The sequence below is a fragment of the Halobaculum litoreum genome (genome assembly GCF_030127125.1).
GTDB lineage: Archaea > Halobacteriota > Halobacteria > Halobacteriales > Haloferacaceae > Halobaculum > Halobaculum litoreum.
In genome coordinates this window covers 2,520,520-2,546,583 of sequence record NZ_CP126156.1, presented here as the reverse complement: position 1 = coordinate 2,546,583, position 26,064 = coordinate 2,520,520, and the positions used below count along the sequence as shown (strand labels likewise).

27 protein-coding genes, 2 tRNA genes and 2 pseudogenes are annotated in these 26,064 nt (G+C 74.5%); 14 read left to right on the top strand and 17 right to left on the bottom strand.

All coding sequences use genetic code 11. The features are described 5' to 3' along the window. Positions 1-116: 116 nt before the first annotated feature. Positions 117-1,736: a sensor histidine kinase gene (locus P0R35_RS13875; protein WP_284013015.1), complete on the top strand. Its 1,620-nt coding sequence runs from the start codon at positions 117-119 to the stop codon at positions 1,734-1,736. Between the two features lie 299 nt (positions 1,737-2,035). Here P0R35_RS13875 and P0R35_RS13870 read toward each other — a convergent pair whose 3' ends face one another. Together P0R35_RS13870 and P0R35_RS13865 are read right to left on the bottom strand one after the other, a co-directional pair. After that, complete coding sequence (locus P0R35_RS13870; RefSeq protein ID WP_284013014.1) at positions 2,036-2,242, bottom strand: hypothetical protein; 207 nt, start codon at positions 2,240-2,242, stop codon at positions 2,036-2,038. Positions 2,243-2,246: 4 nt separating this feature from the next. Further along, a complete protein-coding gene (locus tag P0R35_RS13865; RefSeq protein WP_284013013.1) occupies positions 2,247-3,314 on the bottom strand; it encodes an aldo/keto reductase in 1,068 nt (355 codons plus the stop codon). Positions 3,315-3,503: 189 nt separating this feature from the next. On the opposite strand from P0R35_RS13865, the gene P0R35_RS13860 reads away from it, so the two are divergent. Beyond that, on the top strand, positions 3,504-5,765 hold the full coding sequence (locus tag P0R35_RS13860; RefSeq protein WP_284013012.1) for a GH32 C-terminal domain-containing protein: 2,262 nt from the start codon (positions 3,504-3,506) through the stop codon (positions 5,763-5,765). Positions 5,766-5,917: 152 nt separating this feature from the next. Here P0R35_RS13860 and P0R35_RS13855 read toward each other — a convergent pair whose 3' ends face one another. The 3 genes from P0R35_RS13855 to P0R35_RS13845 all read right to left on the bottom strand — a co-directional run bounded on the left by P0R35_RS13855 (position 5,918) and on the right by P0R35_RS13845 (position 7,890). Beyond that, positions 5,918-6,169, bottom strand: coding sequence for a type II toxin-antitoxin system HicA family toxin (locus P0R35_RS13855; protein ID WP_284013011.1), 252 nt, complete (start codon positions 6,167-6,169; stop codon positions 5,918-5,920). 3 nt (positions 6,170-6,172) lie between these two features. Beyond that, positions 6,173-6,442 (bottom strand): type II toxin-antitoxin system HicB family antitoxin, encoded by a 270-nt coding sequence (locus tag P0R35_RS13850; protein ID WP_284013010.1) that lies wholly within the window; start codon positions 6,440-6,442, stop codon positions 6,173-6,175. A gap of 98 nt (positions 6,443-6,540) precedes the next feature. Next, entirely contained in the window at positions 6,541-7,890 is a 1,350-nt protein-coding gene (locus P0R35_RS13845) for a glycoside hydrolase family 68 protein (RefSeq protein ID WP_284013009.1), read from the bottom strand. Between the two features lie 114 nt (positions 7,891-8,004). Between P0R35_RS13845 and P0R35_RS13840 the strand changes: the two genes are divergently transcribed. After that, complete coding sequence (locus tag P0R35_RS13840) at positions 8,005-8,931, top strand: acyltransferase (RefSeq protein WP_284013008.1); 927 nt, start codon at positions 8,005-8,007, stop codon at positions 8,929-8,931. A gap of 34 nt (positions 8,932-8,965) precedes the next feature. On the opposite strand, the gene P0R35_RS13835 is transcribed toward P0R35_RS13840, so the two are convergent. From P0R35_RS13835 to P0R35_RS13820, 4 genes are all read right to left on the bottom strand, one after another. After that, complete coding sequence (locus P0R35_RS13835) at positions 8,966-9,589, bottom strand: DUF7384 family protein (protein ID WP_284013007.1); 624 nt, start codon at positions 9,587-9,589, stop codon at positions 8,966-8,968. A gap of 34 nt (positions 9,590-9,623) precedes the next feature. Continuing rightward, positions 9,624-10,742 (bottom strand): putative sulfate/molybdate transporter, encoded by a 1,119-nt coding sequence (locus tag P0R35_RS13830; protein WP_284013006.1) that lies wholly within the window; start codon positions 10,740-10,742, stop codon positions 9,624-9,626. Between the two features lie 86 nt (positions 10,743-10,828). Then, positions 10,829-11,881, bottom strand: a complete 1,053-nt coding sequence (locus P0R35_RS13825; protein ID WP_284013005.1) for an ABC transporter ATP-binding protein — start codon at positions 11,879-11,881, stop codon at positions 10,829-10,831. Beyond that, positions 11,878-12,861, bottom strand: coding sequence for an ABC transporter permease (locus tag P0R35_RS13820; RefSeq protein WP_284013004.1), 984 nt, complete (start codon positions 12,859-12,861; stop codon positions 11,878-11,880). The genes P0R35_RS13825 and P0R35_RS13820 overlap by 4 nt, the downstream gene beginning before the upstream one ends. 201 nt (positions 12,862-13,062) lie before the next feature. Between P0R35_RS13820 and P0R35_RS16430 the strand changes: the two are divergent. Further along, positions 13,063-13,837: pseudogene (locus P0R35_RS16430) on the top strand (TOBE domain-containing protein). 9 nt (positions 13,838-13,846) lie between these two features. Here P0R35_RS16430 and P0R35_RS13810 read toward each other — a convergent pair. Next, on the bottom strand, positions 13,847-14,728 hold the full coding sequence (locus tag P0R35_RS13810; protein WP_284013003.1) for a dihydrodipicolinate synthase family protein: 882 nt from the start codon (positions 14,726-14,728) through the stop codon (positions 13,847-13,849). Between the two features lie 370 nt (positions 14,729-15,098). Further along, complete coding sequence (locus tag P0R35_RS13805) at positions 15,099-15,758, bottom strand: potassium channel family protein (RefSeq protein ID WP_284013002.1); 660 nt, start codon at positions 15,756-15,758, stop codon at positions 15,099-15,101. A gap of 404 nt (positions 15,759-16,162) precedes the next feature. Between P0R35_RS13805 and P0R35_RS16310 the strand changes: the two genes are divergently transcribed. The 4 genes from P0R35_RS16310 (at position 16,163) to P0R35_RS13785 (ending at position 18,011) form a co-directional block, all read left to right on the top strand. After that, complete coding sequence (locus tag P0R35_RS16310) at positions 16,163-16,447, top strand: hypothetical protein (protein WP_321170431.1); 285 nt, start codon at positions 16,163-16,165, stop codon at positions 16,445-16,447. 59 nt (positions 16,448-16,506) lie between these two features. Continuing rightward, positions 16,507-16,944, top strand: a complete 438-nt coding sequence (locus tag P0R35_RS13795; RefSeq protein WP_284014654.1) for a cupin domain-containing protein — start codon at positions 16,507-16,509, stop codon at positions 16,942-16,944. Between the two features lie 47 nt (positions 16,945-16,991). Continuing rightward, positions 16,992-17,642 carry a VOC family protein gene (locus tag P0R35_RS13790; RefSeq protein ID WP_284013001.1) on the top strand — a complete coding sequence of 217 codons (651 nt, stop codon included), beginning with the start codon at positions 16,992-16,994 and terminating at the stop codon, positions 17,640-17,642. An 87-nt stretch (positions 17,643-17,729) separates the two neighbouring features. Continuing rightward, a complete protein-coding gene (locus P0R35_RS13785) occupies positions 17,730-18,011 on the top strand; it encodes a YgaP family membrane protein (RefSeq protein WP_284013000.1) in 282 nt (93 codons plus the stop codon). A 63-nt stretch (positions 18,012-18,074) separates the two neighbouring features. On the opposite strand, the gene P0R35_RS13780 is transcribed toward P0R35_RS13785, so the two are convergent. Together P0R35_RS13780 and P0R35_RS13775 are read right to left on the bottom strand one after the other, a co-directional pair. Further along, positions 18,075-18,146: transfer RNA gene (locus P0R35_RS13780), tRNA-Thr, on the bottom strand. A gap of 107 nt (positions 18,147-18,253) precedes the next feature. Further along, positions 18,254-18,922 (bottom strand): DUF7114 family protein, encoded by a 669-nt coding sequence (locus P0R35_RS13775; RefSeq protein ID WP_284012999.1) that lies wholly within the window; start codon positions 18,920-18,922, stop codon positions 18,254-18,256. Positions 18,923-18,982: 60 nt separating this feature from the next. Between P0R35_RS13775 and P0R35_RS13770 the strand changes: the two are divergent. Both P0R35_RS13770 and P0R35_RS13765 read left to right on the top strand, forming a co-directional pair. Further along, positions 18,983-19,662 (top strand): annotated as a pseudogene (locus P0R35_RS13770) (enoyl-CoA hydratase/isomerase family protein). Positions 19,663-19,750: 88 nt separating this feature from the next. Then, positions 19,751-20,335, top strand: a complete 585-nt coding sequence (locus P0R35_RS13765) for a thioredoxin-like domain-containing protein (RefSeq protein WP_284012998.1) — start codon at positions 19,751-19,753, stop codon at positions 20,333-20,335. Positions 20,336-20,364: 29 nt separating this feature from the next. Here P0R35_RS13765 and P0R35_RS13760 read toward each other — a convergent pair whose 3' ends face one another. Next, positions 20,365-21,198 (bottom strand): NAD+ synthase, encoded by an 834-nt coding sequence (locus P0R35_RS13760; RefSeq protein ID WP_284012997.1) that lies wholly within the window; start codon positions 21,196-21,198, stop codon positions 20,365-20,367. A 133-nt stretch (positions 21,199-21,331) separates the two neighbouring features. On the opposite strand from P0R35_RS13760, the gene P0R35_RS13755 reads away from it, so the two are divergent. From P0R35_RS13755 to P0R35_RS13745, 3 genes are all read left to right on the top strand, one after another. Further along, positions 21,332-21,402 (top strand) — tRNA-Gly (locus P0R35_RS13755). Between the two features lie 53 nt (positions 21,403-21,455). Next, on the top strand, positions 21,456-21,803 hold the full coding sequence (locus tag P0R35_RS13750; protein WP_284012996.1) for a DsrE family protein: 348 nt from the start codon (positions 21,456-21,458) through the stop codon (positions 21,801-21,803). Positions 21,804-21,860: 57 nt separating this feature from the next. Further along, positions 21,861-22,442, top strand: a complete 582-nt coding sequence (locus tag P0R35_RS13745) for a hypothetical protein (RefSeq protein ID WP_284012995.1) — start codon at positions 21,861-21,863, stop codon at positions 22,440-22,442. Here P0R35_RS13745 and P0R35_RS13740 read toward each other — a convergent pair whose 3' ends face one another. Together P0R35_RS13740 and P0R35_RS13735 are read right to left on the bottom strand one after the other, a co-directional pair. Beyond that, positions 22,443-23,165, bottom strand: a complete 723-nt coding sequence (locus P0R35_RS13740) for an Nmad3 family putative nucleotide modification protein (RefSeq protein ID WP_284012994.1) — start codon at positions 23,163-23,165, stop codon at positions 22,443-22,445. It lies immediately after the preceding gene. 85 nt (positions 23,166-23,250) lie between these two features. After that, on the bottom strand, positions 23,251-23,880 hold the full coding sequence (locus P0R35_RS13735; RefSeq protein WP_284012993.1) for a non-canonical purine NTP pyrophosphatase: 630 nt from the start codon (positions 23,878-23,880) through the stop codon (positions 23,251-23,253). Positions 23,881-24,021: 141 nt separating this feature from the next. Between P0R35_RS13735 and P0R35_RS13730 the strand changes: the two genes are divergently transcribed. Further along, positions 24,022-24,705, top strand: coding sequence for a DUF7119 family protein (locus P0R35_RS13730; protein ID WP_284012992.1), 684 nt, complete (start codon positions 24,022-24,024; stop codon positions 24,703-24,705). Here the strand turns inward: P0R35_RS13730 and P0R35_RS13725 are convergent. Further along, complete coding sequence (locus P0R35_RS13725) at positions 24,699-25,985, bottom strand: M20/M25/M40 family metallo-hydrolase (RefSeq protein WP_284012991.1); 1,287 nt, start codon at positions 25,983-25,985, stop codon at positions 24,699-24,701. The two genes, P0R35_RS13730 and P0R35_RS13725, sit on opposite strands and share 7 nt — an antisense overlap. Positions 25,986-26,064 lie beyond the last annotated feature (79 nt).

The window sequence follows — 26,064 nt, the reverse complement described above, 5'->3', positions numbered from 1 at the left end:
CCCGCGAAGGAACCGCGGTCCGGCCACGAGCCGACCGGACGAACGCGAGTCGGCCGAATATCTGCGTTGATGGACGAGGACCGAGGTTTATACCGGGCGAATCGATAGACCCGCCAATGACGACCGGGGGTGCCGCCGGCGGGGGCGTGGACGACCGGCTCCACTCGCTGTACGCGGCGACGCGCGAACTCATGACGGCGACGAGCCGGGAGTCGCTCTCGGCGGTCGTGGTCGACGTGAGCGAGCGCGTCCTCGGCTACCCGCTCACGGGGGTTCACCTCCGAGCGACGGACGGGGACGAGGGGCTGGTGCCGGTGGCGTACCCCGGTGCGGTCCGCGAGCGGTTCGACGACGACCCCCCGACGTACACCCCCGGCGACCGGGTGTACGAGGTGTACGAGCGCGAGGAGTCACTCCGCCTCGGCGGGCCGGACCACCCCGACGACCCGGACCGCGGCGTCGTCGTCCCGATCCCGGGCCACGGGGTGTTGATCGCCGGCACCGAACGAGCCGAGGGGTCGGGCGACGGCTCGCTCCGCCTCGTCGAACTGCTCGCCGAGAACACCGGCGTCGCGCTCGACCGGCTCGAGCGCGAGGCGCGGGTGAACGAACTCCACGAGGCGACCCGGGAGCTGATGGAGGCGCGCGACGCCGCCGCCGTCGCCGCCGCGGCGACGAACACCGCCCACGAGGTGCTGGACCTCCGCTTGAACGCGGTGTACCTGCGGTCGACCGACGCCGACCGGCTCGTCCCCGTGAGCGTGACGGGCGAGGTCCGCGGCCTGTACGGGGAGGTGCCGACGCTCGGCCGCGACAGCATCGGCTGGCACGTGTACGAGACGGGCGAGCCGGCGTGCCACGACGACGTCCGCGAGTCGCCGCGGGTCGCCGACGCCGACACGCCCGTCCGGGCCGGGATGGCGATCCCGCTGGGGGACCACGGGGTGTTCTTCGCCGCGAGCGAGCGCGCCGGCCGGTTCGACGACACCGACCTCGCGCTGGCGCGGCTGTTCGCCGACACGGTCGAGGCGGCGCTCGACCGGGCCGAGCGGGAGGAACTCGTTCGCCGACGCGAGCGGCAGCTCGCCCGCCAGAACGAGCGCCTCGACGAGTTCGCGAGCGTCGTCTCCCACGACCTCCGCAACCCCCTGAACGTCGCACAGGGGCGGCTCGAACTGCTCGGCGACCACGTCGACAGCCCGCACCTCGACCACATGGAGACGGCCCACGAGCGCATGGAGGCGCTCATCGACGACCTGCTCGCGCTCGCGCGCACGGGCCGGTCGGTGGGCGAGACCGAGCCGGTCGCGCTCGCGTCGACGGTGACGAGCGTCTGGCGGACCATCGACGGCGGCGGCACCGTGTCGGTTGCCGACGGCGTCGGCACCGTCGAGGCCGACGCCTCGCGCCTGCAGGAGCTGTTCGAGAACCTCTTCCGCAACGCCGTCGAGCACGCCGGCGACGGCGTCGCCGTGACCGTGGGGCGGCTCGACGACCCCGCCCGGAGCGGCTTCTACGTCGCCGACGACGGGCCGGGCGTCCCGCCGACGGACCGCGACCGCGTGTTCGAGCGCGGGCACACGACCGCCGAGGACGGCACCGGCTTCGGGCTCGCCATCGTCGCCGAGATCGCGGACGCCCACGGCTGGGACGTGCGGGCGACCGACGCGGCGCCGCGGAACGGCGGGGGTGCGCGGTTCGAGATCGTGACCGGCGAGGGCGAGCGAACGTCGTGAGCGAGCCCTCGAGGGACGGCGGCGAGGTGCCGTCCCGAGCCGCCCACCGGCTGTCCGGTCCCGAGCGAACTTCGTGAGCGAGCCCTCGAGGGACGGCGGCGAGGTGCCGTCCCGAGCCGCCCACCGGCTGTCCGGTCCCGAGCGAACTTCGTGAGCGAGCCCTCGAGGGACGGCGGCGAGGTGCCGTCCCGAGCCGCCCGTCGGCCGTGCGGCCGAGCGCGGAGTGAAAGTGAACGCGCGGGCGAGTCACGGCTCCGCAGTCCGGGGGTTTCGAGGCGAAAGAGAGGGGGTGCGGTCGGTCAGCGTCGGCGGAGGTAGCCGGCGACCCCGAGCAGGCCGCCGAGCAGCGTGAACGCCGCCCAGCGGGCGCCGGAGACGTCCCGGCCGGCGGCGTCGCGGTAGACGAGCGCCGCCAGCGCCGCGTGGACGACGAGGGTCACGGCGGCGAGCCGCCGGAGCCGGCGCGCGTAGCGGCCCGCCCGGTCGTCCGCGCCGGTCGTCGACACGGCGTCAGTCCGCCGGCTCCTCGCGCGGGAGGACGCCGGCCGCGCGGAGGTCGTCGCCGTCGACGGACGTGCGGAACTGCTCGGCGCTCATGCCGTCGTCGCGCTCGATGCCGAAGTTGTCGGCGTACAGCTCGTCGACGCGGGCGCGCTCCGCGTCGCTGAGGCGGGGCGTGTCGGGCGCGGCCGCCCACTCGTCGATGTCGTCGAGCGAGCGGAACGTGGGGACGACGCTGGCGACCTCCGCGTCGTCGAGGAGGTACTGGATCGACGCCTGCCCCATCGTGCGCTCGCCGTCCCGTTCGAGGAACTCGATGGCGTCGACCTTCTCCCAGCCCGTCTCGAACCACGCGTCCGGGCGGTGGGCGCGGTGGTCGCCCTTGCCGAGTTCGGTGTCGGGGCGCACCTGCTTGTTGAGCAGCCCCGAGGAGTGCGGGACGCGCGCGATGAGGCTCGTGTCGGCGCCCTCCTCGCGGATCGTGTCGAGGAAGTGGCGGCCTGGCGTCTGCTCGAACAGGTTGTACACGGTCTGGACCGCGTCGAAGTCGAGTTCGACCGCGCGGTCGCCCTCGGCGAGCCAGCCGATCGACGGGCCGAGCGCCCAGCCGAGCGCGTCGTACAGCCCCTCCTCGCGCATCGCGTACAGCTCCTCCAGCACCTCGTCGGTCACCTCGTCGACGTTCGCGTTGTGGAGGAACAGCACGTCGAGGTACTCCATGTCCAGTCGGTCGAGACTCTGCTCGACGGCGTTCCGGAGGTACTCGGGCGAGAGATCCTTCGGGATCTCGCCGTGGCCGGCCTGCGCGTTGTTGTAGAAGTCGTAGCCGACCTTCGTGCCGACGGTGACCTCGTCGCGGAACTCGCCGAGCGCCTCGCCGATCGGCTCCTCCGAGCGGCCGTGGCCGTACACGTCGCCGGTGTCGAAGAACGTGATCCCGCGGTCCAGGGCGTGCTGGACCATCCGAATCGAGTCCTCGTCGGTCCGGTCGCCCCACCAGTCGGTGCCGACGACCCACGCGCCGAAGGCGACCTCGCTGACCTCCACGCCCGAGTCTCCGAGTTCGCGGTACTGCATGCCCCGGTCTTGGACCCAGCGGCACTTATCCGACCCGGTTGCGGGGGCGCCGCCGCCGTCGCCGCGCTCCCGGCCCGCGCCCGGCGGACCCGTCCGCGCGCTGCGACTCGGCGGGCGCGCCGCCGCCGGACCGGGCGGCGTCGCGGACGACGGGAACGCTTTTTCGTCGGCGAGTGATTCGTTCGACCCATGCATCCAGCCCCGGTTCGGGTAGGGGTCCTCGCGGCCGACGAGCAAAGCCCCGAGCGACGGGCCGCGTTCGCGGCCGCCGACCGCGTCGCCGCCGCCGTCGAGCCGGTGTCGCTGACGGCCGTCGCCGACGGCGACGCCGACCTCGCCGCCCACGACGTACTCTGGTGGCACCACGACGCGCCGTTCGCCGACTGCGCGGCGCCGGTGGCCGACGCCGGCCCGGCGATCCGCGCGTACCTCGCCGACGGCGGCGGCCTCGTGCTCGGCGCCCGCGCGCTCCCGGCGGTCGAGCCGCTCGGTATCGACCGGGTGGCGCCCGACGCGACGGGCGCGAGCGACGCCGACGGCGTGGCGGGCTACCGGATCCGGTCGGTCCACGCCGACCACCCGCTGTTCGAGGGGTTCGCGCGCGGCCCCGGCGACGCGGACGGGTCGCCGCCCCGCGTCGACCTCGTCGGGCCGGGCGGCGAGGCGGCGTACGCCCGGTACGACGGCGTCCTCCCCGCGTCGGGCGACGTGCTCGCGTGCGCGACCCACGGCGGCCACGACATCCACCACGAGTCGGCCGTGATCGAGTGGCGCGTCGGCGACGGCGCGGTGCTCGGGCTCGGCGGCACCCTCCGGTTCGACGGCCCCGACGACGGCCACGCGAGGCTCCGCGACCGCCTCCTCCGCAACGCGTTCGCGACGCTGGGCCGGGGCACGCTCCCCGCGTTCACCGGCCGCCCCGACACCGCCGAGGGGTTCGCGGCGCTGCGCGAGCGCCTCGCCGACGACCGGCACCGGCCGGCGTACCACCTCTCGCCGCCGGCGAACTGGCTCAACGACCCCAACGGCCTCGTGAAACACGAGGGGACGTACCACGTGTTCTACCAGTACAACCCCGGCGGGCCGTTCCACAACGCGATCCACTGGGGCCACGCCACGAGCGACGACCTGCTCCGCTGGACGGACGAGCCGGTCGCGCTCGCCCCCGACCCGGACGGCCCCGACCGCGACGGCTGCTGGTCCGGCTGTACCGTGATCGACACCGACGGCACCCCCACGCTCCTGTACACGGGCGGGTGCGGCCGCGACCAACTCCCGTGCCTCGCGACGACCGACGACCCGATGCTGCGCTCGTGGGAGAAGCACGCCGGCAACCCCGTCATCGAGTCGGCGCCGGAGGGGCTGGACGTGTACGAGACGGCCGACTGGGCCGCCGAGTTCCGCGACCACTGCGTGTGGCGCGAGGACGGCGTCTGGTACCACCTCATCGGCTCGGGCGTCACGAGCGACGCGGCCCCCGTCGACGGCGCGGGCGACCACGCGGGCGAGGGCGCGGCGCTGCTGTACCGCGGCGAGACGCTCGACGAGTGGGAGTACGTCGGCGTGTTCCACGCCGGCGTCGGGCCGCGCGGCGAGCCGGTCTGGGAGTGCCCCGAACTCCTCACGTTCGACGACGGCCGCCTGCTCCACGTCTCCGACGACGACCGCGTCGCCTACTACCTCGGCGACGCCGACCTCGGCGACCCAGCCGCGCCCGCCGGGAGCGACGCCGCCGCGCCGGCGTTCGACGTGCGCGAGGCGGGCCTGCTCGACCACGGCGACTTCTACGCCCCGCAGTCGCTGTGGGACGAGGAGCACGACCGCTACCTGACGTGGGGGTGGCTCGTCGAGGCGCGCGACGCGAGCGCCCAGTGGGACGCCGGCTGGTCGGGGACCATGTCGGTCCCGCGGGTGATCGACACCGACGCCGACGGCCGACTCCGTCAGCGTCCGGCCGCGGAACTCGCCGCCCGCCGCGACGAGCGGGTCGCGAGCGAGCGCCTCGCGCTCGCCGACGAGGAGCGCCTGCTCGACGCCCGCGGCGCGAGCCTCGGCGTCGAGTGTACGCTCCGCCTCGGCGACGCCGACGCGGTCGGCCTCTCGGTGCTGGAGTCGCCCGCGGGGAGCGAGCGGACCGTGCTCCGCTTCGACGGCGACACGGTGACGGTCGACCGGAGCGACGCCGGCGGCGACGGGCGCGTGAACCGCGCGCCGCGCGGGATGCCCGTCGGCGACGCCGGCGAGCCGGCGGCGACGGTCGACCTGCGCGTGTTCGTCGACGGCTCGACGCTGGAGGTGTTCGCGAACGAGCGCCGCTGCCTGTCGACCCGGGTGTACCCGACACGCGACGACGCCGACCGCGTCTCCGCGTTCGCCGAGGGCGGCGACGGCGACCTCGACCTCGACGTGTGGGCGATGGCGGGCACGTGGCCGACGTCGACCGGACGGTAGCCGGTCGCGTCAAAAGAAGTCGACGTGGTGGGCGAGTCGGCGGCGTACCACTTCGCCACGGACTACAGCAGGTCGGGCACTGTACAGGCCGGAACGGGCAGCGCCCGTTCGAGAAGGCGTCGAATGGTTCGCCTCGGCTCTTCGTTGCGGGATTAGGCGTTGTCGTCGATCCACTCACAGAACGCATCGAACTCGTGTGCTCCGGCGCTCTCGGCGATGCTCCGAAGCGTTCCGGTACGTAGCTCGTCGTGCAGCGGAACGGTCACTTGTCGATGGTCTGTATCGTTGGTCGGGTGTTCGTAGTACAGTTGCGCGTGGTCACCAGTCGTCCGTCGCCACTCAAACCCGCCGACGTTGACGAGAACCTTCACGACCTCCATTCCGGAGAACGTCCGCCGCCCCATCGATCAGTCGAGCACGTCCGGCGGCTCTCGGTCGCCAGTGGTGTTGTCGACGGGATCGATTCCCAGCGCACGAAGTTCCTCGTCCGTCGGTTCGTGGCCACGTTCGCCGGTGTGGACTGCGACAGCGTCGTCGAGGTTATCCAGCGCTTCTTCTCTGGACTCTCCCTGCGTGGTCACGCCCGTATCGACTTCTTTCGCGATCCACCAGCCATCCTCTTGCCAGAGACGAATCTCGCCATCATTTGGTTCGCCGTTCCGAGTCGAACCGGCCATCGTGTGCCTAGTTGGCCGATGGACCGTATAAGAATTCGCCACACCACTTGCAGGACGAAGCCAAACCGAAACTTCGGACGAGACGAATCGAACCCGTCTCAGCGATACCCGCCGCGCCGCCCGCCGCGACTCCGCGTCGGCAACTCCGGCAGGGCCTCGTGCGGCAGCGGGATGTGACCGTGCTTCAGTTTCCCCAGCACGCGGGTCCGGTCGCCGTCCAGTTCGATCCGGATCGTCGGCGACAGCGTCCCGCCGAAGCGGCGGTGCTGCTCCGCGGGCGGCAGCTCGGCCACGTCGTCGAGGCTGCGCCCCTCGAGGTCGAAGTAGTTGAAGAAGGAGGTGACGAGCAGTTCCTCCGCGTGCGGGAACGCGAGCCACGAGTACGTCTGGAACGGCGCGTTCCCGGGGTTGGTGAGCACGAGGCCGGTGTCGTTGAGCGGGCGGTAGTCGCCGTGCAGGGAGTCGGCGACGAAGCCGTACAGCGCGTCGAACCCCGCGAGGCCGGGCGCGAACGTGTGTTCGTGGCTGGAGACGAACAGGTAGTAGCGACCGTCGCGCACGACGACGTGCGGGCGCTCGAGTTCCTGGTTGACGCACGTCGAGTGGAGCAGCGGGTCGCGCAGTTCCCACTCGGTCGGGTCGCCCGTCGGCGAGTCGGCGATGCCGACGGCGCCGTTGAACTCCTGGTGGACGGGGTCGCCGCCGCAGGCGTCGCTCCCCTCGGGGACGGGGACGTTCGCCTCGAACAGCAGGTGGGTCTCGCCGGTCGCGGGGTCGGTGAAGAACCACGGGTCGCGGAACGTGTAGATCATCCCGCGCGACTGCGCCTCCGTCTCGTAGCGGACGCCGTCGGGGCGCAGGAGCGACTCGTGGGCGAAGGTGCCCTCGACGGCGAGGCCGTCCGGGTCGTCGGGGTCGCCCTCGACGGTCAGAGTGCCGCCGGTCGCCAGCGCGATGTGCTGGGTGTAGCTGAGGTCCGCCTCGCCGGCCTCGCCGGCGGCGGTGTAGTAGCAGTAGAGGTCGGCGGGACCCTCGCCGTCGGGGTCCCACAGCGCACAGCCGGCCCACTGTCGCGAGCCGAGCGGCTCGCTGTGCTCGAACACGGGGCCGGCGCAGTCCCACGACTCACCGTCGGCGGAGTAGAACGCGCGGATCGTGGCGACGTCGTGGCGCTTGCCCGGCAGGAGGTCGCGCGGCGCGGTGAGCGCGAGCGCGACGCGGTAGCCGCCCACGTCCGCGAGCGAGCCGTCGCGTTCGCGGAGCAGCCACGTGTCCCACAGGTACACCTCGTCGCTGACGGGCTCGTTCGGCGGGTAGACGACGGGCTTGACGGCGTCGTCGACGCGGGCGAGCCGGCTCGCCTGTTCGCGGGTCCACGCGGGCGTCCGGCGACGGATCGCCTCGGCGTCGCCGGGGTCGGCGCCCGCGGCGGGGTCGCTGTCGGTCATGCACGGGAGCACGAAAGGCGGCTCCTAACCGCTGTCGCTTCGTCGTCGCGGGCGGTTCCCCGCGGGGTGCGCATATCCGAACCCATTTGTCCCGCGGCGGAGTAGCGAACGGGTATGACCAAGCGTCACGTGTCCCTCCCTCCCGAGGCGGACGAGGGGGTCACGGCCTTCATCGATCAGGTGGACGACCGGCTCTCGTCGGAGGAGGACACCTGCGATGTCGTCCGCGACACGCTCGTGGACCTGTTCGGCGACCGCGACGCCTACGAGCGGTGGCAGGCCGGGGAGGACGTGACGCCCGCCGAGCGCGTGCGCCTGCAGGGGTACGACCCGTGTAACGCGACGCTGGAGTCGGAGTACTACGCCGAGAAGGACGAACAGCGGTACAAACGCTCCAAGCACCTCCAGTGGCTGTGGCGCCAGTTCGACGCGACGCCGATGGCGGACAACATCGCGTTCGCGCTGCGGTTCCGGCAGATGCTCGCGACCCACCTGTTCGCCGAGGCCGGGGAGAACCTCCGGCTGTTCAAGGGGATCACGTTCACCTACGGCCACAACATCGAGATCGGCGACAACACGGTGATCCACGACGACGTCCACCTCGACGACCGGGGGAAGCTCACCGTCGGCGACCGCGTCTCCATCTCCGACTCCGCGCACCTGTACAGCCACGACCACGACGTGAACGACCAGACGGCCGTCGAGAACTACCACACCGTCGTCGACGACGACGCGCGCGTCACCTACGACTCGATGGTGCGCGCGGGCTGCCGCATCGGGAAGAACGCCGTCGTCGGCGCCAAGTCCACCGTCCAGGGCGACGTCCCCGACCACCACATCGTCGCCGGCTCGCCCGCCCGCGGCATCCGCGTGAAGCCCGGCTGGGAGTCCGTCGCCGAGCCGGTCGAGGAGAAGCTGGTGAACCGCGCCGACGAGCGGCGGATCGAGTACGAGTTGCCCGACGACCTCGACGTGTTCGACGAGTTCGAGCGCGACCTCACGCCCCCGGACGGGGTCGACGCCCCCGAGGCGGACGACTAGCGCGGTCGACCGGCGAGCGACCGCGGCCGGGCGGTCACGCTCGGGGGTCCAGATCCGGGCCCGGGTACGCGCCGTCCGCCACCTCCGGGTAGAGGCTCGCGGCGTCGAACAGCGCCGCGAACGCCCGCGGCTCGCGCACGCTCACCGGGAAGCGGTCGTTGAGCCCCGCGGCCGTCCCCGCGGCGGTGAGGCGGTCGTCGAACGAGAGGACGTGCATCGCGCCGCCGCGGTACGCCGACGCGAGCGCCGGGTGGTCGCCCGGCGGCTGGCCGACCGGCTCGCGCCACGCGCCCGCCTTCTCGCGCCAGTCGGCCGCGAGGGCGGCGCCCGCGAGGTCCCCGATCGTCGCCTCGGCGTCGGCGAGGAGGGCGTCGCTGGCGACGAGCGTCGTCCACGAGTGCGCCCGCAGCGGGTCGAGCGCCGCCCGCGCGTCGCCCCCGACGAGCAGGTCCGCCGCGAGCACGTCCGCGTCGGCGACGACGCGGGCGGGCGACGGCGACGGTCGGTCGCCCGACGCCGCGTCGGTGTCGGCGTCGCCGTCGTCCGCCCGGTCCGTCCGGCTCGCGCGCTCGCGTCGCTCCCGGAGCGTCGTCCGGATCGTCTCGGCGTCGGCGTCGGCCGACTCCCCGCGGTCGAACAGCGCGTCCCACCGTTCCATGGCCGACCGGACGCGCCGGCGGCGTGAAAAGCCGTCAGGTCCCGGCGGCGCCCCGGGCGGGCGCGACCCGGCGGCGGAGCGCGTCGAGGAGGAGGCCGGCGAGGAACGCCGCGCCGACGTTCCACGCGAGGCCGACGACGCCGACGACCGCGACGACCGCGAGCGCGCCGCGCCCCTCGACGGCGACGGCGCGGCGACCGAGGTGGGCCGCGACGACCGCGAGCACGACGCCGAGCACGGCCATCGGGAAGGCGGCGACGACGCCCGCGAACGGCACCGCCGCGAGGTACAGCCCCCCGAGGACGAGGTTCGCCCCGCCCGTCCGGGCGCCGAAGGCGTGTTTGCCCGCGAGCCCGCCCGAGCCGTGACACATCGGCACGCCGCCCAGCGGCACCGCGGACAGGCACATCGCGCCCATGCTGCCGGAGAGGCGGTCGGGTGACACGTCGGCGTCGAACAGGTCCGACAGGAGGAGACTCGTCGCCACGGCGGCGTTGCCGACCGTCATCGCGAGTTGGCCCGTCGTCGCCGACAGCGCGTCCGCCGTGACCGCCGGCGCGGCCGCGGGGAACACGGCGAGGGTCGGGAGCGCGGGCGCCGGGAGGCCCGTCTCGGCGAGCGCGAGCGCCAGTCCGACGCCGAGCACGGCGAGGGCGGCGCCCCGGCGGCGGCCCGCGAGCGCGACGACGCCGGCGACGCCGGCGGCCGCCAGCGCGAGCGTCGGGTCCGCGAGGCCGAGGTCGACCCCCGCCCGGAGCAACACCAGCGCGACGGCCAGCTGGATCCCGCGTATCACGGGCTCGCCGACGTATCGCTCGACGCGCGAGAGCGCGCCGGTCGCGGCGGCGACGACGAGCACGACGCCCGCGAGCAGCCCCGCGGTCACGTACTCGCCGGCGGTCAGCGCGCCCGCCAGCGCCAGCCCCGCCAGCGCCTTCATCGGCTCGACCGAGAGCGGGAGCCCGTACACGAGCCCCCAGACGATCTGGAAGACGCCGAAGAACAGGAGGGCGTGCGCCAGCGAGACGGGGGTCAGCGCCGCCAGCCCGACGACGATCGGGAGGACCGTAACCGAATCCCCTATCGCGCCGGTCCACTCCCCGGCGTCGAAGCTGACGGCCGGCGAGTGCTCGGTCCGCCCGGAGAGCGCCACGGTACCCGTGGGTAGCCGACGAACCACTTCAGTGTACCCGGGAACCGAAGCCGGGGACGGACGGCCCGTGACGTAACCGCTCTACGTTACTCCTCGCCGTACGTCGTCACGCGGTCGGCCGGCACCGACAGCCGCACGCGCTCGCCGACGGCGGGCGGATCGCTCGCGAACAGCGAGAGGCGGCCGTCGCCGCCCCGCGCGACCGCGTCGGCGGGCGCGTCGGCGGGGCCGCCACCGGCGGGATCGGAAGCCGGGGCGGCGTCGGGCGCGTCGAGGTCGACGACGACGCGGTGGACGGCGTCCTCGCGGACGACGCGGGCGACCGTCCCGGCGAGCGGGCCGTCGGCGTCCAGCCGGACGTGTTCCGGGCGGACCGCGGCGACCGTCGCGTCCGACGGGAGGGCGAGCGCGTCCCGGATCGGCGCCGCGGCGACGACGTTCGACCCCGTGAAGGCGGCCACCGCCGGCGAGGCGGGGCGCTCGAACACGTCGTCGGGGGTGCCGGTCTGGACGACCCGGCCCCCGCGCATCACGGCGATGCGGTCGGCGACCGCGCGGGCGGTCGTCCGGTTGTGGGTGACGTACACCGCCGTCGCGTCGGCGAGCACGTCGAGCAGGTCGTCGCGCAGCGCCCGGCGGGTGGGCACGTCGAGCGCGGCGAGGGGTTCGTCCAGCAACAGCACCGCGGGCCGGACCGCCAGCGCCCGCGCCAGCGCGACCCGCTGGCGCTCCCCGCCCGACAGCGTCTCCGGGTACCGGTCCGCGAGGTGGCCGACGCCGAGGTCGGCGAGCAGCGCCTCCGGGTCGCGGTGGTCGTCGCGGTAGCGGGTGCCGTAGGCGGCGTTCTCGCGGGCCGTCAGGTGCGGGAACAGCGCGTAGTCCTGGAAGACGAAGCCGAAGTCGCGCCGCTCGGGCGGCCGGTCGTGGAGCGGGTCGCCGTCGAGCGTCACCGTCCCCTCGTGGGGGTGAAAGCCCGCGACCGTCTCCAACAGCAGCGTCTTGCCGCTCCCGCTGGGGCCGAGCACGACGAGGGTCTCGCCGGGGGCGACCGCGAGCGCGGCCTCGACGACGAACGGCGCGGCGCCGTCGTCGCCGGCGGCGTCGCCGAACGCGGCCGACACGTCGATCCGGAGGCTCATCGGGCGATCCCCCCGGTGGAGCCGCCGTCGCCGGTGAGGTGGCGCACGAGGAGGAAGATCAGCGCCGACAGCACGAGCAGGAGGAACGCGACGGCGCCGCTCTCGGCCAGCCCGCGCTGGAGGTACGTGTTGTACACGAACACGGGGGCGTGCTGGGCGCGCACCGACCCGCCCGCGGGGAGGTAGAAGAACTCCACCGTGTACGCGACGACGGCGACGGCGCCGAACTCCGAGACGGCCCGCGCCCACGCGAGCACGCCGCCGGTGACCATCCCCCGGACCGCGAGGGGCGCGGTGACGCGCCGGAACGTCTCGAACCGGCTCGCGCCGTGGATCCGGGAGGCGTACGCGAGACGGCCGTCGATCGCCTCGAACGCCTCGCGGGTGGCGTTCACCGCGTACGGGGCCGAGACGAACACCATCGCGAGGACCAGCCCCGTCGTCGTCCCGAGCACCGACAGCGACGGGAAGGCGCCGCCGCGGCCGAACCCGAACAGGACGACGATGCCCGCGACCGAGTGCGGGACGACGAGCGGCAGGTCGACGAGGCTCTCGACGAGCGCCTGCCCCGGGAAGCCGTCCGCGAGCACGCGCGCCAGCGGGACGCCGAACAGGAGGCTCGCGGCGGCCGCGAGCAGGGGGCCGTACACCGCGAGGTACAGCACGCGGTGGACCTCGGGGTCGAGCGCCCGCGCGGCGACCAGCTCCGGCCGCTGTCGCGCCACGAACATCGCCAGCGGGAGGCCCAGCGCGACGAGGAGGACGCTCCCGAGCGTCGCCGCCGCGACCGTGAACGCCGAGCCGTCGAGGGCGTACGCGGCGACGGCGACGCTGCCGACGGCGAAGACGGCGTACGCTCCCGGCCGGCCGAGGGCGTACGCGGCCGCGAACGCCAGCGCCTGCACGGCGACGAACGCGACGACTGCGCCGGGTCCGGCGGCGCGACCCGCGCCCGCCGAGGCCCCGGTTTCGGGTGCCATGACGAACCCTGCGCGGCCGGGTTACAAGAGCCTGCGGTGACCGAACCGGGCGGCGCGCCGTGGGGCGGCGGGGCTGCGGGGCCGTGAGGCGCCGGAACCTCGCCACCGCGGGGCCGCGAGGCGGCGAGCCGGCGCCGCGGGAACGGTCGCCGCCACGCCGCCGCACAACGGTTTTGTGCTCGGTCGGCGAAGCGCAGGCAGATGGACCGCGAGACGGACCCGGGCGACGAGGACGGCGGGGCGGCCGGCTTCGAGGCGAGCCTCGTCGCCGACGGGGTGACGTTCGACGCGCGGGACGCGACGCTGCTGCGGGCGATCGCGGCCGCCGGCTCCGTCAGCGGGGCCGCCGAGCGACTCGGCCGGTCGCGGGCGCGGGCGCTCACCCGACTGGAGACGCTGGAGGAGGCGTTCGGCGCCCTCGTCGAGCGCCGTCGCGGCGGCGCCGACGGCGGGGAGCCGCCTGACCCCCGAGGCGGACGCGCTGTTGGCGCGCTTCCAGCGGCTGACGGCGGCGCTGGCGGGGACCGCGGGCGCGGCGGAGTCGGTGTTCGGGGGCGTCGTCACCGGCCGGGACGGCGAGCTGGCGCTCGTCGACACCGACGCCGGCCCGCTGCGGGCGCTGGCGGTCGGCGACCCCGCGCCGGCGGCCGGCGACCGCGTGGAGGCGAGCGTGCGCGCCGACGCCGTGACGCTGCACGACCCCGCGGAGACGCCGTCGCCGGACGCGACGAGCGCCCGGAACCGCCTCACCGGCGTCGCGATCGCGGTCGAGCGCGGCGACGCGGTCGTCGACGTCCGGGTCGGCGTCGGGGCGCCCGAGCCGGTGGCGGCGCTGGTGACCGTCGACAGCGCCGACCGCCTCGGGCTGGCCGTCGGCAGCGAGGTGGTGGTCTCGTTCAAGGCGACGGCGACGCGCGCGACCGTGGCGGTCGCCGGGGAGGCGAGCGGCGACGAGGACGCCGGCGGGGAGGCCTGACGGCCCGGCTCAGAGGTCGCCGCGCAGCGCCTCGAACTCCGCGAGCAGGTCGTCCAGCGCGGCTCTCGCCGCCTCGTCCGCGGGGCGGTGCGGCGAGCGGACGTGGCCCGCTGGGGCGCCCCGTTCGCGCATCGCGTACTTCAGGCCGGGGACGCTGTGGCCGCCGGTGACCGCGTAGTTCAGCTCCACGCAGGCGGCGGTCAGTTCGCGGGCACGCTCGTGGTCGCCGGCCTCGTGAGCCTCGTAGACGGCGGTCGTCGCCTCCGGGGCGACGTTGGCGAGCGCGAGGACGCCCCCGGAGCCGCCCGCCGCCAGCGCCTGCGCGAGCACGCCGCCCGAGCCCACCATGAGGTCGAAGTCGAGGTCTGCGACGCGCCGTTGGGTGCGCTGGAACGTCTGGATGTCGCCCGAGGAGTCCTTCATGCCGCCGATGTTGGGGTGTTCGGCGAGCGTGGCGACCGTGTCGGGGTCGAGCTTCACGTCGGTGTACGCCGGGACCGAGTAGAGGTACACCGGGATCTCGGCGGCGTCGGCCACCTCGGTGTAGTACTCCTCCAGCGTCGCCATCGAGTGGCCGTAGTAGAACGGCGTGACGACGAGCGCGGCGTCGGCGCCCGCGTCGGCGGCGGCGGCGGTCGCCTCCAGCGTCTCCGCGAGACCGGGGCTCCCCGTCCCCGCGAGCACCGGGACGGAGGCCTCGTCGGCGACGACCTCGACCGTGCGGGCGCGCTCGGCGGCCGTCATGAGTTCGGCCTCGCTGTTGGAGCCGCAGGGCACGAGGAAGTCGACGCCGCGCGCCTCGACCCAGCCGACCAACTCGCGGAGCGCTGGCTCGTCGAGTGCTCCCTCGGCGTCGAACGGCGTGACCAGCGGCGGTCCGGTTCCGTGCATACCGACCGGGTCGACAGCGCGGAGCAAGAGCCTTTGCACGGTCGCGCGCCGGACCCGGATCGCCGGATCCGCCGCGGAGCAGGGTCGTACGGGCGTCCGACGGACGGCTGGCGTCTGACGTGGCTTTATACACGGCCGGGCGAACCGCCCGATGGGCGCGGGTCGACACGAACCCCCGACCGCCGCGGCCGTCGCTCCGCGGCGGCCGGTCGGTCCCGCCGTCGCGCCCGCCACGGCCGATCACGTTCCGTCCGCGTCGCAGGCACGCGTTCCCCCACCCGCCTGTCGGGGCCGTCCGGCCCCGCCTCTTTCCCCACCCGACGGCGCACCCTGCCGGAGCGACGCCGTTCCGGCGACGACCGCGTCCGGCTCAGTCGGCCCCGAGCAGCGTGGCGCGGACGTCGTCGACGCGCTCCGTCTCCGCCAGCACCGCGAGGCGGTCGCCCGCCTCGACCGTCGTGCCGGGCAGCGGGATGGTGAGCGGCTCGCGGTCGCGGCCGTGGGCGTACACCCGGGCGCCGTCGAGCGGGAGGTCGTTCACGCGCGACCCGAGGATCGGCGCGTCGTCGCCGACCGACAGCGAGAAGATCTGCAGGCGCTCGGTGAGGTCGCCGATCGCGTTGAAGTTGCCGCCCAGCATCGCCGTCTTGGCGGCGCCGGCGCCGAGGCGCTCGGGGTAGATGATCTCGTCGACCGCGCGCTCGAACTCGTCGTAGATCTCGTCGTGGAAGTCCTCCGAGACGCGCATCACGGTGCGGCAGTCGCTCGCCCCCTTCGCCTCCATACAGATCTCGAAGTTCAGCTTCGGGTCGCCCGTGATCGCCCCGACCGCGTCCGCGTCGGCGACCCCCGCCGCCGCGAGCACCTCGGGGTTGGAGCCGTCGCCCTCGACCACGGTCAGGCCGGTGGAGCGCGCCCGCTCGACTTTCGCGTGGTCGTTGTCGACGACGACGACGTCGTGGCCCTCCTCGTCGAGCACTCTGGCGGTTCGCGCCCCGACCCGTCCGTAACCCACGATGACGATCCGCATACCGTGGTATGCTACGTCATCCCACATATCGCTGTCGCCCGTGCGTGCGGATCCCACGACACACGCGCCCCTTTTGCGTTCGCGTCGCCTACCGGAGGGCATGATGGCGACGACGCACGTCCTCGCGGGCGTGCTGGTGGGGCTGGCGGCGACGGCGCTCGCGCCGGGCGCCGGGCCGCTGGTCCTGTGGGGCGCCCTCGGGGGCTCGCGCCGGACCTCGACCTGCTGGGGGCCCACCGGAAGGACCTCCACTTCCCCGCCTACGGCAGTCTCGCCGCGGTCGCGGCCGTCGCGGTCGCGGCCGTCGCGCCCTCGCCGGCGACGGTCGGGGTCGCGGTGTTCCTCGCGGCGGCGGCGCTGCACGCCGTCTCGGACGTCTTCGGCGGCGACCTCACCCTCCGGCCGTGGGAGGCGACCGGCGACCGCGCGGTGTACGAGCACCTGCGCGGGCGCTGGCACCCCCGCGGCGGTGGGTCCGCTACGACGGCGCGCCCGAGGACTTCCTCGTGGGGGTCGCGCTGGCGCTGCCGGCGCTGGCGACGCTCGACGGCCCCGCCCGCTGGGCGGTCGGCGCGCTCGTCGTCGTGTCCGGGGGTACGCCCTCGGGCGGCGGCTGCTCGTCGACGCCGGCGAGCGCGCCGTCGCGGCCGTCCCCGAGTCGGTGCTCGCGGTCGTCCCCGAGACGCTGATCGAGGACCTGCGGTAGCCGGGCGCTTTTCGCCCGGGAGCGCCGAGGGGCGGCATGGGCATGGAGACGGTGAACCTCGCGGACGGCTTCGACGCCTTCGACGAGCCGTGGTCGCCGCGGCTCGCGGCGGCGTTGAACGGACAGGCGGTGAAACTGGCGCGGCTGGACGGCGAGTTCGTCTGGCACAGCCACCCCGACGCCGACGAACTGTTCTGGGTGGTCGAGGGCGGCCCGCTCGACGTCGAGTTCCGCGACGAGCCGACGGCGACGCTCGACCCGGGCGAACTGCTCGTCGTCCCCGCGGGCGTCGAGCACCGCCCCGTCGCCCGCGCGGAGGCGAAGGTCGTGCTGTTCGAGCCCGCGGGCACGGAGAACACCGGGGACGCCGGCGACACCGGCGACGGCCGGGCGAACGAGGTGACGGAACTGCCGACGGGCGTGAGCCGCGGCCGGGTGGACGTCGCCGGGGACGCGAGGGACGCCGGCAGCAGCGGGTGACACGGATGTCAGCGAGCGGCTAAGTGGCTCCCGAGCGTACGGGAAGTATGGCCGCAGACGACATCGAGGGCGAGGTGCCCGCCGACCAGTCCGACATCCCCGTGACCGCCGAGCGCCCCGACAGCCTGCTGCGGACGACCGGTACCGACCACATCACGCTGATCGGGAGCAACGAGGAGGCGACGGTGGAGTTCTACCGCGACGTGCTCGGGATGCCGCTGGTGATGCGCCAGCCGAACCTCGACGCCCCGAACGTCACGCACCTGTTCTTCGACAGCGGCGACGGGCGAATCCTCACGTTCTTCGTCGAGGAGGACCGCGACAACGCCCCCGGTCAGCGCCCCGGCATCGGCGCCGTCCACCACCTCGCGTTCTCCATCGAGGCCGAGGAGTTGCCCGAGATCAAGGAAGCGCTCTCCGAGCACGGCCACCGCTTCGCCGAGTTCGACCGCGGCGCGTTCCACTCGCTGTACACCCGCGACCACAACGGCCTCACCATCGAGCTGGTCGTCGACAAGTACGAGCTGCCCGACGACAAGCGCGGCGAGGTGATGGCGGTCGCACAGTCGAAGCGCGTCGCCGCGGGCGCCGACTACGTCGACGACGAGCACATGGAGGCGGCCATCGAGGAACTGGGGCTGGACGTGGTGAGAAACGAGGTGCCCGACGCCGCAACCGGCACCGGGTACACGGAGTAGTCGACGCGCGGGAGGTCTGGCGCCGCCGACGCCCACCGGACGTACGGTTATGTCCCGACGGCGCGTCTGTAGTGTGGTGAATCAGCGATGCAACTCATTCCCAGCGAGAAGAACGTCGGCGGGTGGGACCGGACGGTACGACTGATCGTCGGTCCCGTCCTCCTGATCGTCGCGGCCGCCGCGCTGTTCGGCGTCGTGGCCCTCGGGCCCGTCGCGATCGCCGCGAGCGCGCTCGTCGGTCTCGTGTTCACGGTGACCGGGGCGGTGCAGAAGTGCCCCCTGAACGGACTGCTCGGGTTCGACACCTACCGCGGGGCGACCGAGGAGCAGACCGAACAGGAACTCGAGGCCGCCGAGCGGCCCGCCTGATCGGTCCCTTTTGTCGGACGCGGGAGCCGGAGCGGCGGCTCCGAGGCGCGGCGACGTCGGAAAAGCCTAGGCCGGGATTTGAACCCGGGCTCTCGTCCTTACCAAGGACGCGCTTTACCGCTAAGCTACCCAGGCGCGATTACGGATAGCCGGGAGTCGTCTTTAGGCGTTACGATTGGCCGTCGCGGGAGACACGGTGTATCACGGGACGACGACCGGGTGGCCGCCGTCGCGCGCCGCCGTCAGGAGTCGACCGACGAGGCGACGCGGTCGTCGTCCGCGAGGTGGGCGATGCGCTCGCCCGTGGAGTCGGGGAGCGCCCCGGCGTCCGGCATCCGGTCGTCGTCGCCGGCGGCGAGGTCGGCGGCGTACGACAGCAGTTCCTCGGGCGCGGTCCGCCCGACGGCGGCGGTGCCCGCGACGACGGCCAACTCGAACACGTCCGCCTCGAGGTTGCGGTCGAGGGCGGTCGCCGCCGCGTCGTCGGCGGCGTCGCGGCGGAGCGTCTGGTCGCGGCCGAACGCGCGGACGGTCTCGACGGCCTTCGCGGCGGCGGCCGTCCGGGCGAGGAGGTAGAAGCCGCGCGAGACCGAGACGTCGGCGGCGAGCACGTCCAGGTCGGCGTCGATGTCGCCCTCGGCGTCGAGGTCGGCGCTCGCCCACGGCTCCGTCTGCGACAGCTCGCGGGTGAGGCGGAGCCCCTCGTAGATCAGTTGGACGCCCGCGGCGTGGTCCTCGACGCCGGCGAGGTCGGCGTCGGGGTCGAGCGCGCGGGCGGAGAGCAGCGTCAGCGCCCCGGGCGTCATCTCCGCGTCGTCGAAGCGGTCGGTCAGCGCGCTCCGGAGCGCCGCCGGCTCGGCGTCGCCGACCGCCCGCTCCGCGGCGGCCCGAGTCCGCGCGGCGTCATCCATCGACGCGGGGTAGGCCGGGCACACGCAAAGACCTTTGGAAACGGGGGGCTATCCCGTCGCGTGATTCGCTCCGAGCGGGCCGACGACGGCGCGTACCGCATCGTGACCCTGGACCGCCCCGAGGCCCGCAACGCGCTCACGCCGGCCGGGCTCGACGCGCTGGAGGCGGCCGTCGTCGAGGCCGACGAGCCGGTCGTGCTCCTGCGGGGCGCCGGCTCGGCGTTCTGTGCCGGCGCCGACCTCGGCGTCGTCGAGGCGCTCGACGACCCGGCCGCGTTCGCGGGCCACGGCCAGCGCGTCGCCGACGCGATCGAGACGGCCGACGCCGTCGTCGTCGCGGGCGTCGACGGGCCCGCCCGCGGCGGCGGCGTCGGCTCGCGTTGGCGTGTGACCTCCGGGTGGCCACGCCGGACGCCTCGTTCGCGGAGACGGGCGTCGCCTTCGGCCTGTTCGGCGCGTGGGGCGGCACCGCGCGGCTCCCCCGCGTCGTCGGCGAGGGCGTCGCGCTCGGCGTCGCGTGCTCCGCCCGGGTCGTCGACGCCGAGGAGGCGCGCGACGTCGGCCTCGTCTCGCGGGTCGTGCCGGACCCCGCCGCGGTCGCCCGCGAGGTCGCCGGGAACGACCCGAGCGCGCTCGCGGCGGTGAAGCGCCTCGTCCGGACGGGCGCGCGGGGCGCCGAGACCGAGCCGGACGAGCGGGAGGCGTTCGCCCGCCTCCACGCCGAACACTTCGGCGAGTGAGCGGGGCCGTCCCCGTCGCTCGACGCCACCCGGCCGCGCGGCCGCCACGACCGCAATCCTTGAATCCTCGCGGCGATGAATACGCGCCATGACTGACGGACGCAACCCCGCCACCCGACGCTCGCTCTCCAGACGCCGCGCGCTCGGCGTCGTGGGGGCCGCCGGCGTCGGCGCGCTCGCCGGCTGTCTCGGCGGCGGCGGCGACACGGTCGGGTCGCTGCCGGACCGCGGCGACCAGCAGGTGATCGCCGACGTGGAGTCGTTCCCCAACGAGGGGAACCAGCACGTCCAGCGCGGCACCGACGTCGACTACGGCACCCGGCCGCCCACCTCGGGGCCGCACTACTCGGGGACGGTGTCGGCGGGGTTCTACGAGGAGCCCCAGCCGATGGGCGACGTGGTCCACACGCTCGAACACGGCGCCGTCGTCGCCTACTACGACCCGGAGGCGATCACCGAGGACGCCCGCTCGAACCTCCGGACGTGGGCGCGGAGCTTCACGGGCACGTGGCGGAGCTTCCTCGCGATGCCGTACCCGTACGACGACCCGGAGACGCCGTACACGCTCACCGCGTGGCGGCACCTGCTCCGGCTGGCCGAGTACGACGAGGCGGCCGTCCGGGCGTTCTGCGCCGAGTACCTCGGCCGGGGCCCGGAGAACCCGGTTCGCTGAGACGCCGGCGGCGGGGACGCAGCCCCCCCTTACAGCGTCAACTCGGCGGGCGCGGGCGGCATCGCGCGCTTGTGCGCCGACGACTCGTACAGCTCCTCGACGCGGGCGACCTGCTCGGCGGTGACGTCGAGCGCGCGCACGGTCGCCGCGGTCGACAGCGGCCCGTCGATGTGGAGCGCGAGCACGGCGTCGAGCGTGTCGTAGTCGAGGCCGAGCTCCTCCTCGTCGGTCTGGCCGGTCCACATCTCCGCGGAGGGCGTCTTCATCACGAGGTCGCGGGGGACGCCGACGTGGGCGGCGAGCTGGCGCACCTGCTGTTTATAGAGGGTGCCGATCGGGTTGCAGTCGACCGCCTGGTCGCCGTACTTCGTGAAGTAGCCGGTGAGCGCCTCGCTGCGGTTGCCCGTCCCGAGGACGATGCGGTCGTCGGCGTTGGCGGCGAAGTAGTTGAGGACGGCGCGGACGCGGACGCGGACGTTGCTCTCGGCCATCTTGGCGTCGGCCGCCTCGGGGAGCGCGTCGTAGAACGCCTCGGCGATGGGCTCGATCTCGACCACGTCGTACTCGATCCCCAACTCCTCGGCGACGCGCTCGGCGTCGCTCATGTTCTCGTCGGTGTTGACCGACCCCGGCATCACCAGCCCGCGGAGGCGCTCGGCCCCGAGCGCCTCCACGGCGAGGTACGCGACCGTCGTCGAGTCGATGCCGCCCGAGAGCCCGAGGACGGCACCCTCGGCGCCGGCGGCCTCGACGCGGCCCGCGATGAAGTCGGTGACGTGGTCGCGGACGCGGTCGAGTTCGGCGTCGGAGAGTCGCAGGTCCAACGGGGTCGATTCCTCGTCCAGCAGGACGGATTCGGTCATCGAGGGGATGTAGGGCGCCGGACGACTAATACCCACTTCCCGGCGGCGGGGCGTGGACGCGCGTCCAGTTCCGCCGCGTCACGAGCGACCGATTAGTTGAAGTGTGGCCGTGGGGTAGGAATCGACGCACAGGGCGCCGTTGGTCCAGTGGTAGGACATTGGCTTCCCAAGCCAATAGCCCGGGTTCAATTCCCGGACGGCGCACTCTCCCGTTCTCGAACGAAACAGCCACGGCGTCGCGTCGACTCCCGCCGCGTGTGCGCACCGTCTTCCACGTCTCCACGACCGACCAGCTCTCGTACGTCGACGCGAAGGTGACGAACCTCCTCGCGGACGACAGCCTCACCGTGACGGCCGTCGCCGTCGTCGTCGACAACCCCGCGGTCATCGACGCCGCGGCCGGCGGCGACGGACGCGAGCGCGTCGAGACGGTCCTCGCGGCCGGCGGCGACGACGCCGACACCGCGGTCCGCGTCTGTGCGAACGCCCTGCGGGGCGCGACCGCGACGCTCGAGGACCTCCCCGCGGGCGTCGAGCGCGCCTCCTCGGGCGTCGGCGAGCTCACGCGCCTCCAAGCCGACGGCTGGTCGTACATCCGTCCGTAGGGAGAGGCAGTCGCGGGAAGCGCCGGCTTCTTGTCGGTCGACTCGGCAGTCGGCTGCATGTACGTCCTCCAGTCCGGTGCGGGGCTCGGCTCCTCGGTCGGTACCGTCCTCCGGGCCGTCGCGCCGGTCGTCGACGTCGTCGTCGCCGTCGCCGTCGCCGTCGTCGTGTTCCTCGTCGCACGGTGGACCGTCCCGCGAGCCGTCGACCGTCTCGGGACTCGCTACGACTGGACCGCCAACGGCGAGTCCGTGCTGACGGCCGCCGGCATCGGCGCGGGCGCGACGCTCGGACTCCTGCTGGCCACGTCCGCCGCGGGCTACGCGGGCTACGGCGCGGGCTGGGCGCTCGTGCTCGGCGGCGTCGTCACCGGCGTCGGCGTCGAGCGCCGCCGCGTCCGCACCGTCTCGCCCGTGCTGGAGGCGCTCGGCGTGCTCGCGGCGCTGCTCGCGGTCGGCGTCGTCACGGTCGCGGTCGGCGGACTCGTCCGCGTCGTCGGCGTGTTCCTCGCGGCCGGCGCGCTCGGCGGGCTGGGTACCGCCGCCGTCGGCACCGTCACGACGGCGTCGCCGCCGCCGGTCGACGACGCGGGAGGCGCCGCTCCCGGGGACGGCGACGCCGGCGGCGACCCGCGCCGGTGATCAGGCGAGCCAGTCGGCCGGGTCGGCGTCGAGGAGGCTCCGGAGTTCGGCGGCCGCGTCGGCGTCGTACCGGAGCACGCGGCGCCACCACGGCCCCTTCCCGGAGTCGTTCGAGAGGTCGGTGACCAGCCGGTTCGCCTCGGCGCCCGCCGCGGGCGTCGACAGCGGCACGGCGCGGTCGAACAGCCGCGAGCCGTCCGGGTCGCCGCGGACGAGCACCGACGCGTCGAACGGGTCGCGGCGGACGTGGGCGTTCGAGGCGAACCGGGCCCGGGTGGCGGCGTCGGCGTCGCGGTAGTCGTCGCCCGTCAGCACCTCGGCGACGCGGAACTCGCCGATCAGGAAGCTCCCCCAGTCGGGCGGGAGCCAGTCGGCGCGGTCGCCGTCGTCGCCGGCGACCGTGAGCGTCGCGTAGAACAGCAGCGAGTCGCCCGGCTCCAGCCGCGACAGCGGGCCGGCCTTCACGCCGTGGGGGTCGCCGTAGGTGTACGCCTCGCGGCCGAGCACGCCCCCGAACTCCGGGTCGAGGTGGACCGGCAGGTCGACGGCGTCGTCGGGGACGTACGCGGCGAGGTCGAGGTCGGCGTACGTCGCGACCGGCTCCGTCGTCGGCTCGCGCTCGGGGATCGGGACGTACACGAACGAGGCGTCCGGGTACACGGGTCCGCGGCGACCCGGGAGGTTCGTGTTGGCGGCGACGTTGATGGCGACCGCGCGGGACATACGCGGCGGTGTCGCCGCGGGGGCAAAGCGTCGGCGTTCGGTCGGAGCCGTCGCCCCGTTCGACTACCGCTCGGCTACCGCTCGGCTACCGCTCGGCGTACCACTCACCGAACCGCTCCAGCGCCCGCCCGCGGTGGGAGACGCCGTTCTTCTCCTCGGGGTCCATCTCGGCGAAGGTGGCGCCGTCGTACTCGAAGACGGGGTCGTAGCCGAAGCCGCCGTCGCCGCGCGCCTCGACGATCCGACCGCGGACGACGCCCTCGAACAGTTTCACCGGGAGCGGGTCGGTCTCCTCGGCGTCGCGGTCGGCGCCCGCGGCCGCGGCGGCGACGCGGTCGTCGCGGTCGACGGGGTCGGGGCTGGCGTCGAACGCCGCGCCGTCGCAGTACGCGAGCACACAGCGGAACTCGGCGCGGGGGTCGTCGAGTTCGCGGTCGACGAGGCGACGGACGGCGCCCACGCCGAGGGTGTCCTCGACGAACGCCGAGTACGGACCCGGGAAGCCGTCGAAGCCGTCGACGAACAGCCCGGCGTCGTCGACGAGGACGGGCTCGTCGGCGTGGCGGTACGCCTCGCGGGCGCCGTAGGCGGCGATTGGCGCGAGGTCGGCCGCCTGCACCTCGGTGTAGTCGAAGTCCAGCCGAGCCACCTCGTCGCCGAGGTAGGACTCGGCCTCGCGGACCTTGCCGGGGTTCGTCGTGACGTAGCGGAGCACACCCGCGCTCGGGCCGGGGCCGGCAAAGCCGCGTCGATACGCGGTGTCCCGGGGGGCGCCGGCCCGCGACCGTGTCCGGGATGACGGCGAGAACGACCACCCCCGAGAGCCTTTTGAGCCGCGGGGGTTCAGTACAGCCCGATGAGCAACGAGCGGCCCGGCGACGGCCGGGACCGACGCCGAGCCCCCGGAGCCGCCGACCGCGAGGCCGAGGTGGGCGAGCCCGTCGTCCGCGGCGACCCTGCGGTCACCGGGGAGCGCGCCGAGCGTGCCGCCCGGTTCGACCCGGACGACCCCGACAGCCTCGCGGCCGCGGCCGAGACCGTCCGCCGGTTCGCCAGCGAGGCCGTCGGCGGCGACGACAACGTCGTGATGCTGCGCGGCGCGGCCGCCTGTGCGGCGCTCGTGCGGGGCCACGGCTCGTACAAGGCCGCCGCCGAAGCCGCCGGCGACGGCGTCGGCGTGTCGTTCATCCGCAAGTGGGCCCGCGTCCACGACCTCCCGGAGTCGGTCCGCCGGCACGTCGCCCGCGGCCACATCGCGCCGACGGCCGCGAAACACATCGCCCGCGTCGCCGGCGAGGCCCGCTTCACCGTCGCGTGGGCGGTGCTCGACGCCGACCTCACCGTCCGCGAGGTGCGCCGCGTCGCCAGCGCCGTCAACGACGGCGTCGCCCCCGAGGAGGCGCTCCGCTCGGAGGGTGTCACCCCCGGCCGCCTCACCGTCGACCTCCCGCCGGACGCGTACCGGCGCCTGCGCGACCGGGCGTCGCTGGAGAACCGCGACCCCGGCGACGTGCTCGCGGACGCGCTCGACGACTACTGAGCGGCGGGGTCCCCGCCGTCCCCGAGGAACCGCCGCGCCGTCGCCCCCACCACCGCCCGCGCCGTCTCCACGTCCGCCCACCGGACGGTCTCGTCGGGGAAGTGCGCCTGCTCGATGGTGCCCGGTCCGAACACGACCGCCGGCACGCCCGCGGCGACGTAGTGGCGGTTGTCGGCGCCGTACGTCGCGCCCGTCGGCTCGGTGTCCGCAAGTCCGGCCGCGCCCATCGCCGCCCGGAGCGCGCGGACGACCGGCTCGTCGGCGTCCACCTCCGCGGGCTCGAACATGATCGAGAACCGCTCGAAGGCGGGCGGGTGCTCGCGGAGCCACTCGTCGCCGGCGACGACCGCGGCGAGCCGGTCCTCGAACGCGGCCTCGACCTCGGCGACGGTCTCGCCCGGGGCGACCCCCAGCCGCCACTCGGCCGTCAGCGTCCCGGGGACCGTCGAGGCCCACGACCCCGCCTCGACGCGGCCACAGACGATCGGCCACGGCACCTCGAACCCGTCGTACAGCGGGTGCGTGACGCGCTCGCACCGCTCGGCCTCTAGGTCCGCGAACGCCCGTCTGATCGCCTCGAACAGCGGGAGCGTGTCGACGCCGGTCCACCGCGTCGCGGCGTGGGCGCTGCGACCCGACAGGCGGAGCCGCTTCATCACGGTGCCCTCCGTCGCCGTCACCGCCCGCAGCTCGGTCGGCTCGGCGACGAGCGCGGCGTCGCGGGCGAACGGGTACGGCGAGTCCAGCGCCGCGGCCGCCGCGCCGATGCCGCCCTCCTCCTCGCCGGCGACCGCCTCCACGACGAGGCGGCCGTCGAGGTCGACGGCGCCCGACTCGACGGCCTCGCGCACGTCGAGGGCGGCGTGGACGCAGGCGGCGACGGCCGCCTTCATGTCGACGGCGCCGCGGCAGGTGAGCGTCGCCGCGCCGTCGGCCGCTTCCCCCCACACCGGCTCGAACGGGTCGCTCGACCAGAGGGACTCGTCGGCGGGGACGACGTCGAGGTGGCCGTTCAGGACGAGCGTCGGGCCGGCGTCCGGGTCGCCGAACGCGAGGACGCCCGCGACGCTCGGGCGGCCGGCGGCGTCGATGGCTGCGGGGTCGTCGGGGAAGGAGGGGTGGTCGGCGAGGCGTGCGGGGTCGGCCTCCCACGTGTACGTCTCGAAGCCGGCGTCCGCGAGCACGTCGCGGAGCCACTCGGCCGCGGGCGCCTCGGCGCCGTTGGTCGTGTCGAACTCGCAGAGGCCTGTCGCGAGGTCCCGGAGGTCGGGGACGGTCATGGGCGGTGGTCGACCCGGGGCGACAAGGCGCTGTGGGTGGCGACGGGCCGCCTCGGAGGGCGTCGCCGGCGGTCGGTTC

Coding starts and splice junctions, on each gene's coding strand:
- P0R35_RS13875 (WP_284013015.1), top strand. CDS start 117: ATGACGACCGGGGGTGCCGCCGGCGGGGGCGTGGACGACCGGCTCCAC.
- P0R35_RS13760 (WP_284012997.1), bottom strand. CDS start 21,198: ATGACCGAATCCGTCCTGCTGGACGAGGAATCGACCCCGTTGGACCTG.
- P0R35_RS13860 (WP_284013012.1), top strand. CDS start 3,504: ATGCATCCAGCCCCGGTTCGGGTAGGGGTCCTCGCGGCCGACGAGCAA.
- P0R35_RS13835 (WP_284013007.1), bottom strand. CDS start 9,589: ATGGAACGGTGGGACGCGCTGTTCGACCGCGGGGAGTCGGCCGACGCC.
- P0R35_RS13810 (WP_284013003.1), bottom strand. CDS start 14,728: ATGCACGGAACCGGACCGCCGCTGGTCACGCCGTTCGACGCCGAGGGA.
- P0R35_RS13745 (WP_284012995.1), top strand. CDS start 21,861: ATGTACGTCCTCCAGTCCGGTGCGGGGCTCGGCTCCTCGGTCGGTACC.
- P0R35_RS13740 (WP_284012994.1), bottom strand. CDS start 23,165: ATGTCCCGCGCGGTCGCCATCAACGTCGCCGCCAACACGAACCTCCCG.
- P0R35_RS13795 (WP_284014654.1), top strand. CDS start 16,507: ATGGAGACGGTGAACCTCGCGGACGGCTTCGACGCCTTCGACGAGCCG.
- P0R35_RS13825 (WP_284013005.1), bottom strand. CDS start 11,881: ATGAGCCTCCGGATCGACGTGTCGGCCGCGTTCGGCGACGCCGCCGGC.
- P0R35_RS13765 (WP_284012998.1), top strand. CDS start 19,751: ATGACTGACGGACGCAACCCCGCCACCCGACGCTCGCTCTCCAGACGC.
- P0R35_RS13840 (WP_284013008.1), top strand. CDS start 8,005: ATGACCAAGCGTCACGTGTCCCTCCCTCCCGAGGCGGACGAGGGGGTC.
- P0R35_RS13725 (WP_284012991.1), bottom strand. CDS start 25,985: ATGACCGTCCCCGACCTCCGGGACCTCGCGACAGGCCTCTGCGAGTTC.
- P0R35_RS13855 (WP_284013011.1), bottom strand. CDS start 6,169: ATGGGGCGGCGGACGTTCTCCGGAATGGAGGTCGTGAAGGTTCTCGTC.
- P0R35_RS13845 (WP_284013009.1), bottom strand. CDS start 7,890: ATGACCGACAGCGACCCCGCCGCGGGCGCCGACCCCGGCGACGCCGAG.
- P0R35_RS13730 (WP_284012992.1), top strand. CDS start 24,022: ATGAGCAACGAGCGGCCCGGCGACGGCCGGGACCGACGCCGAGCCCCC.
- P0R35_RS13785 (WP_284013000.1), top strand. CDS start 17,730: ATGCAACTCATTCCCAGCGAGAAGAACGTCGGCGGGTGGGACCGGACG.
- P0R35_RS13865 (WP_284013013.1), bottom strand. CDS start 3,314: ATGCAGTACCGCGAACTCGGAGACTCGGGCGTGGAGGTCAGCGAGGTC.
- P0R35_RS13790 (WP_284013001.1), top strand. CDS start 16,992: ATGGCCGCAGACGACATCGAGGGCGAGGTGCCCGCCGACCAGTCCGAC.
- P0R35_RS13775 (WP_284012999.1), bottom strand. CDS start 18,922: ATGGATGACGCCGCGCGGACTCGGGCCGCCGCGGAGCGGGCGGTCGGC.
- P0R35_RS13805 (WP_284013002.1), bottom strand. CDS start 15,758: ATGCGGATCGTCATCGTGGGTTACGGACGGGTCGGGGCGCGAACCGCC.
- P0R35_RS13820 (WP_284013004.1), bottom strand. CDS start 12,861: ATGGCACCCGAAACCGGGGCCTCGGCGGGCGCGGGTCGCGCCGCCGGA.
- P0R35_RS13850 (WP_284013010.1), bottom strand. CDS start 6,442: ATGGCCGGTTCGACTCGGAACGGCGAACCAAATGATGGCGAGATTCGT.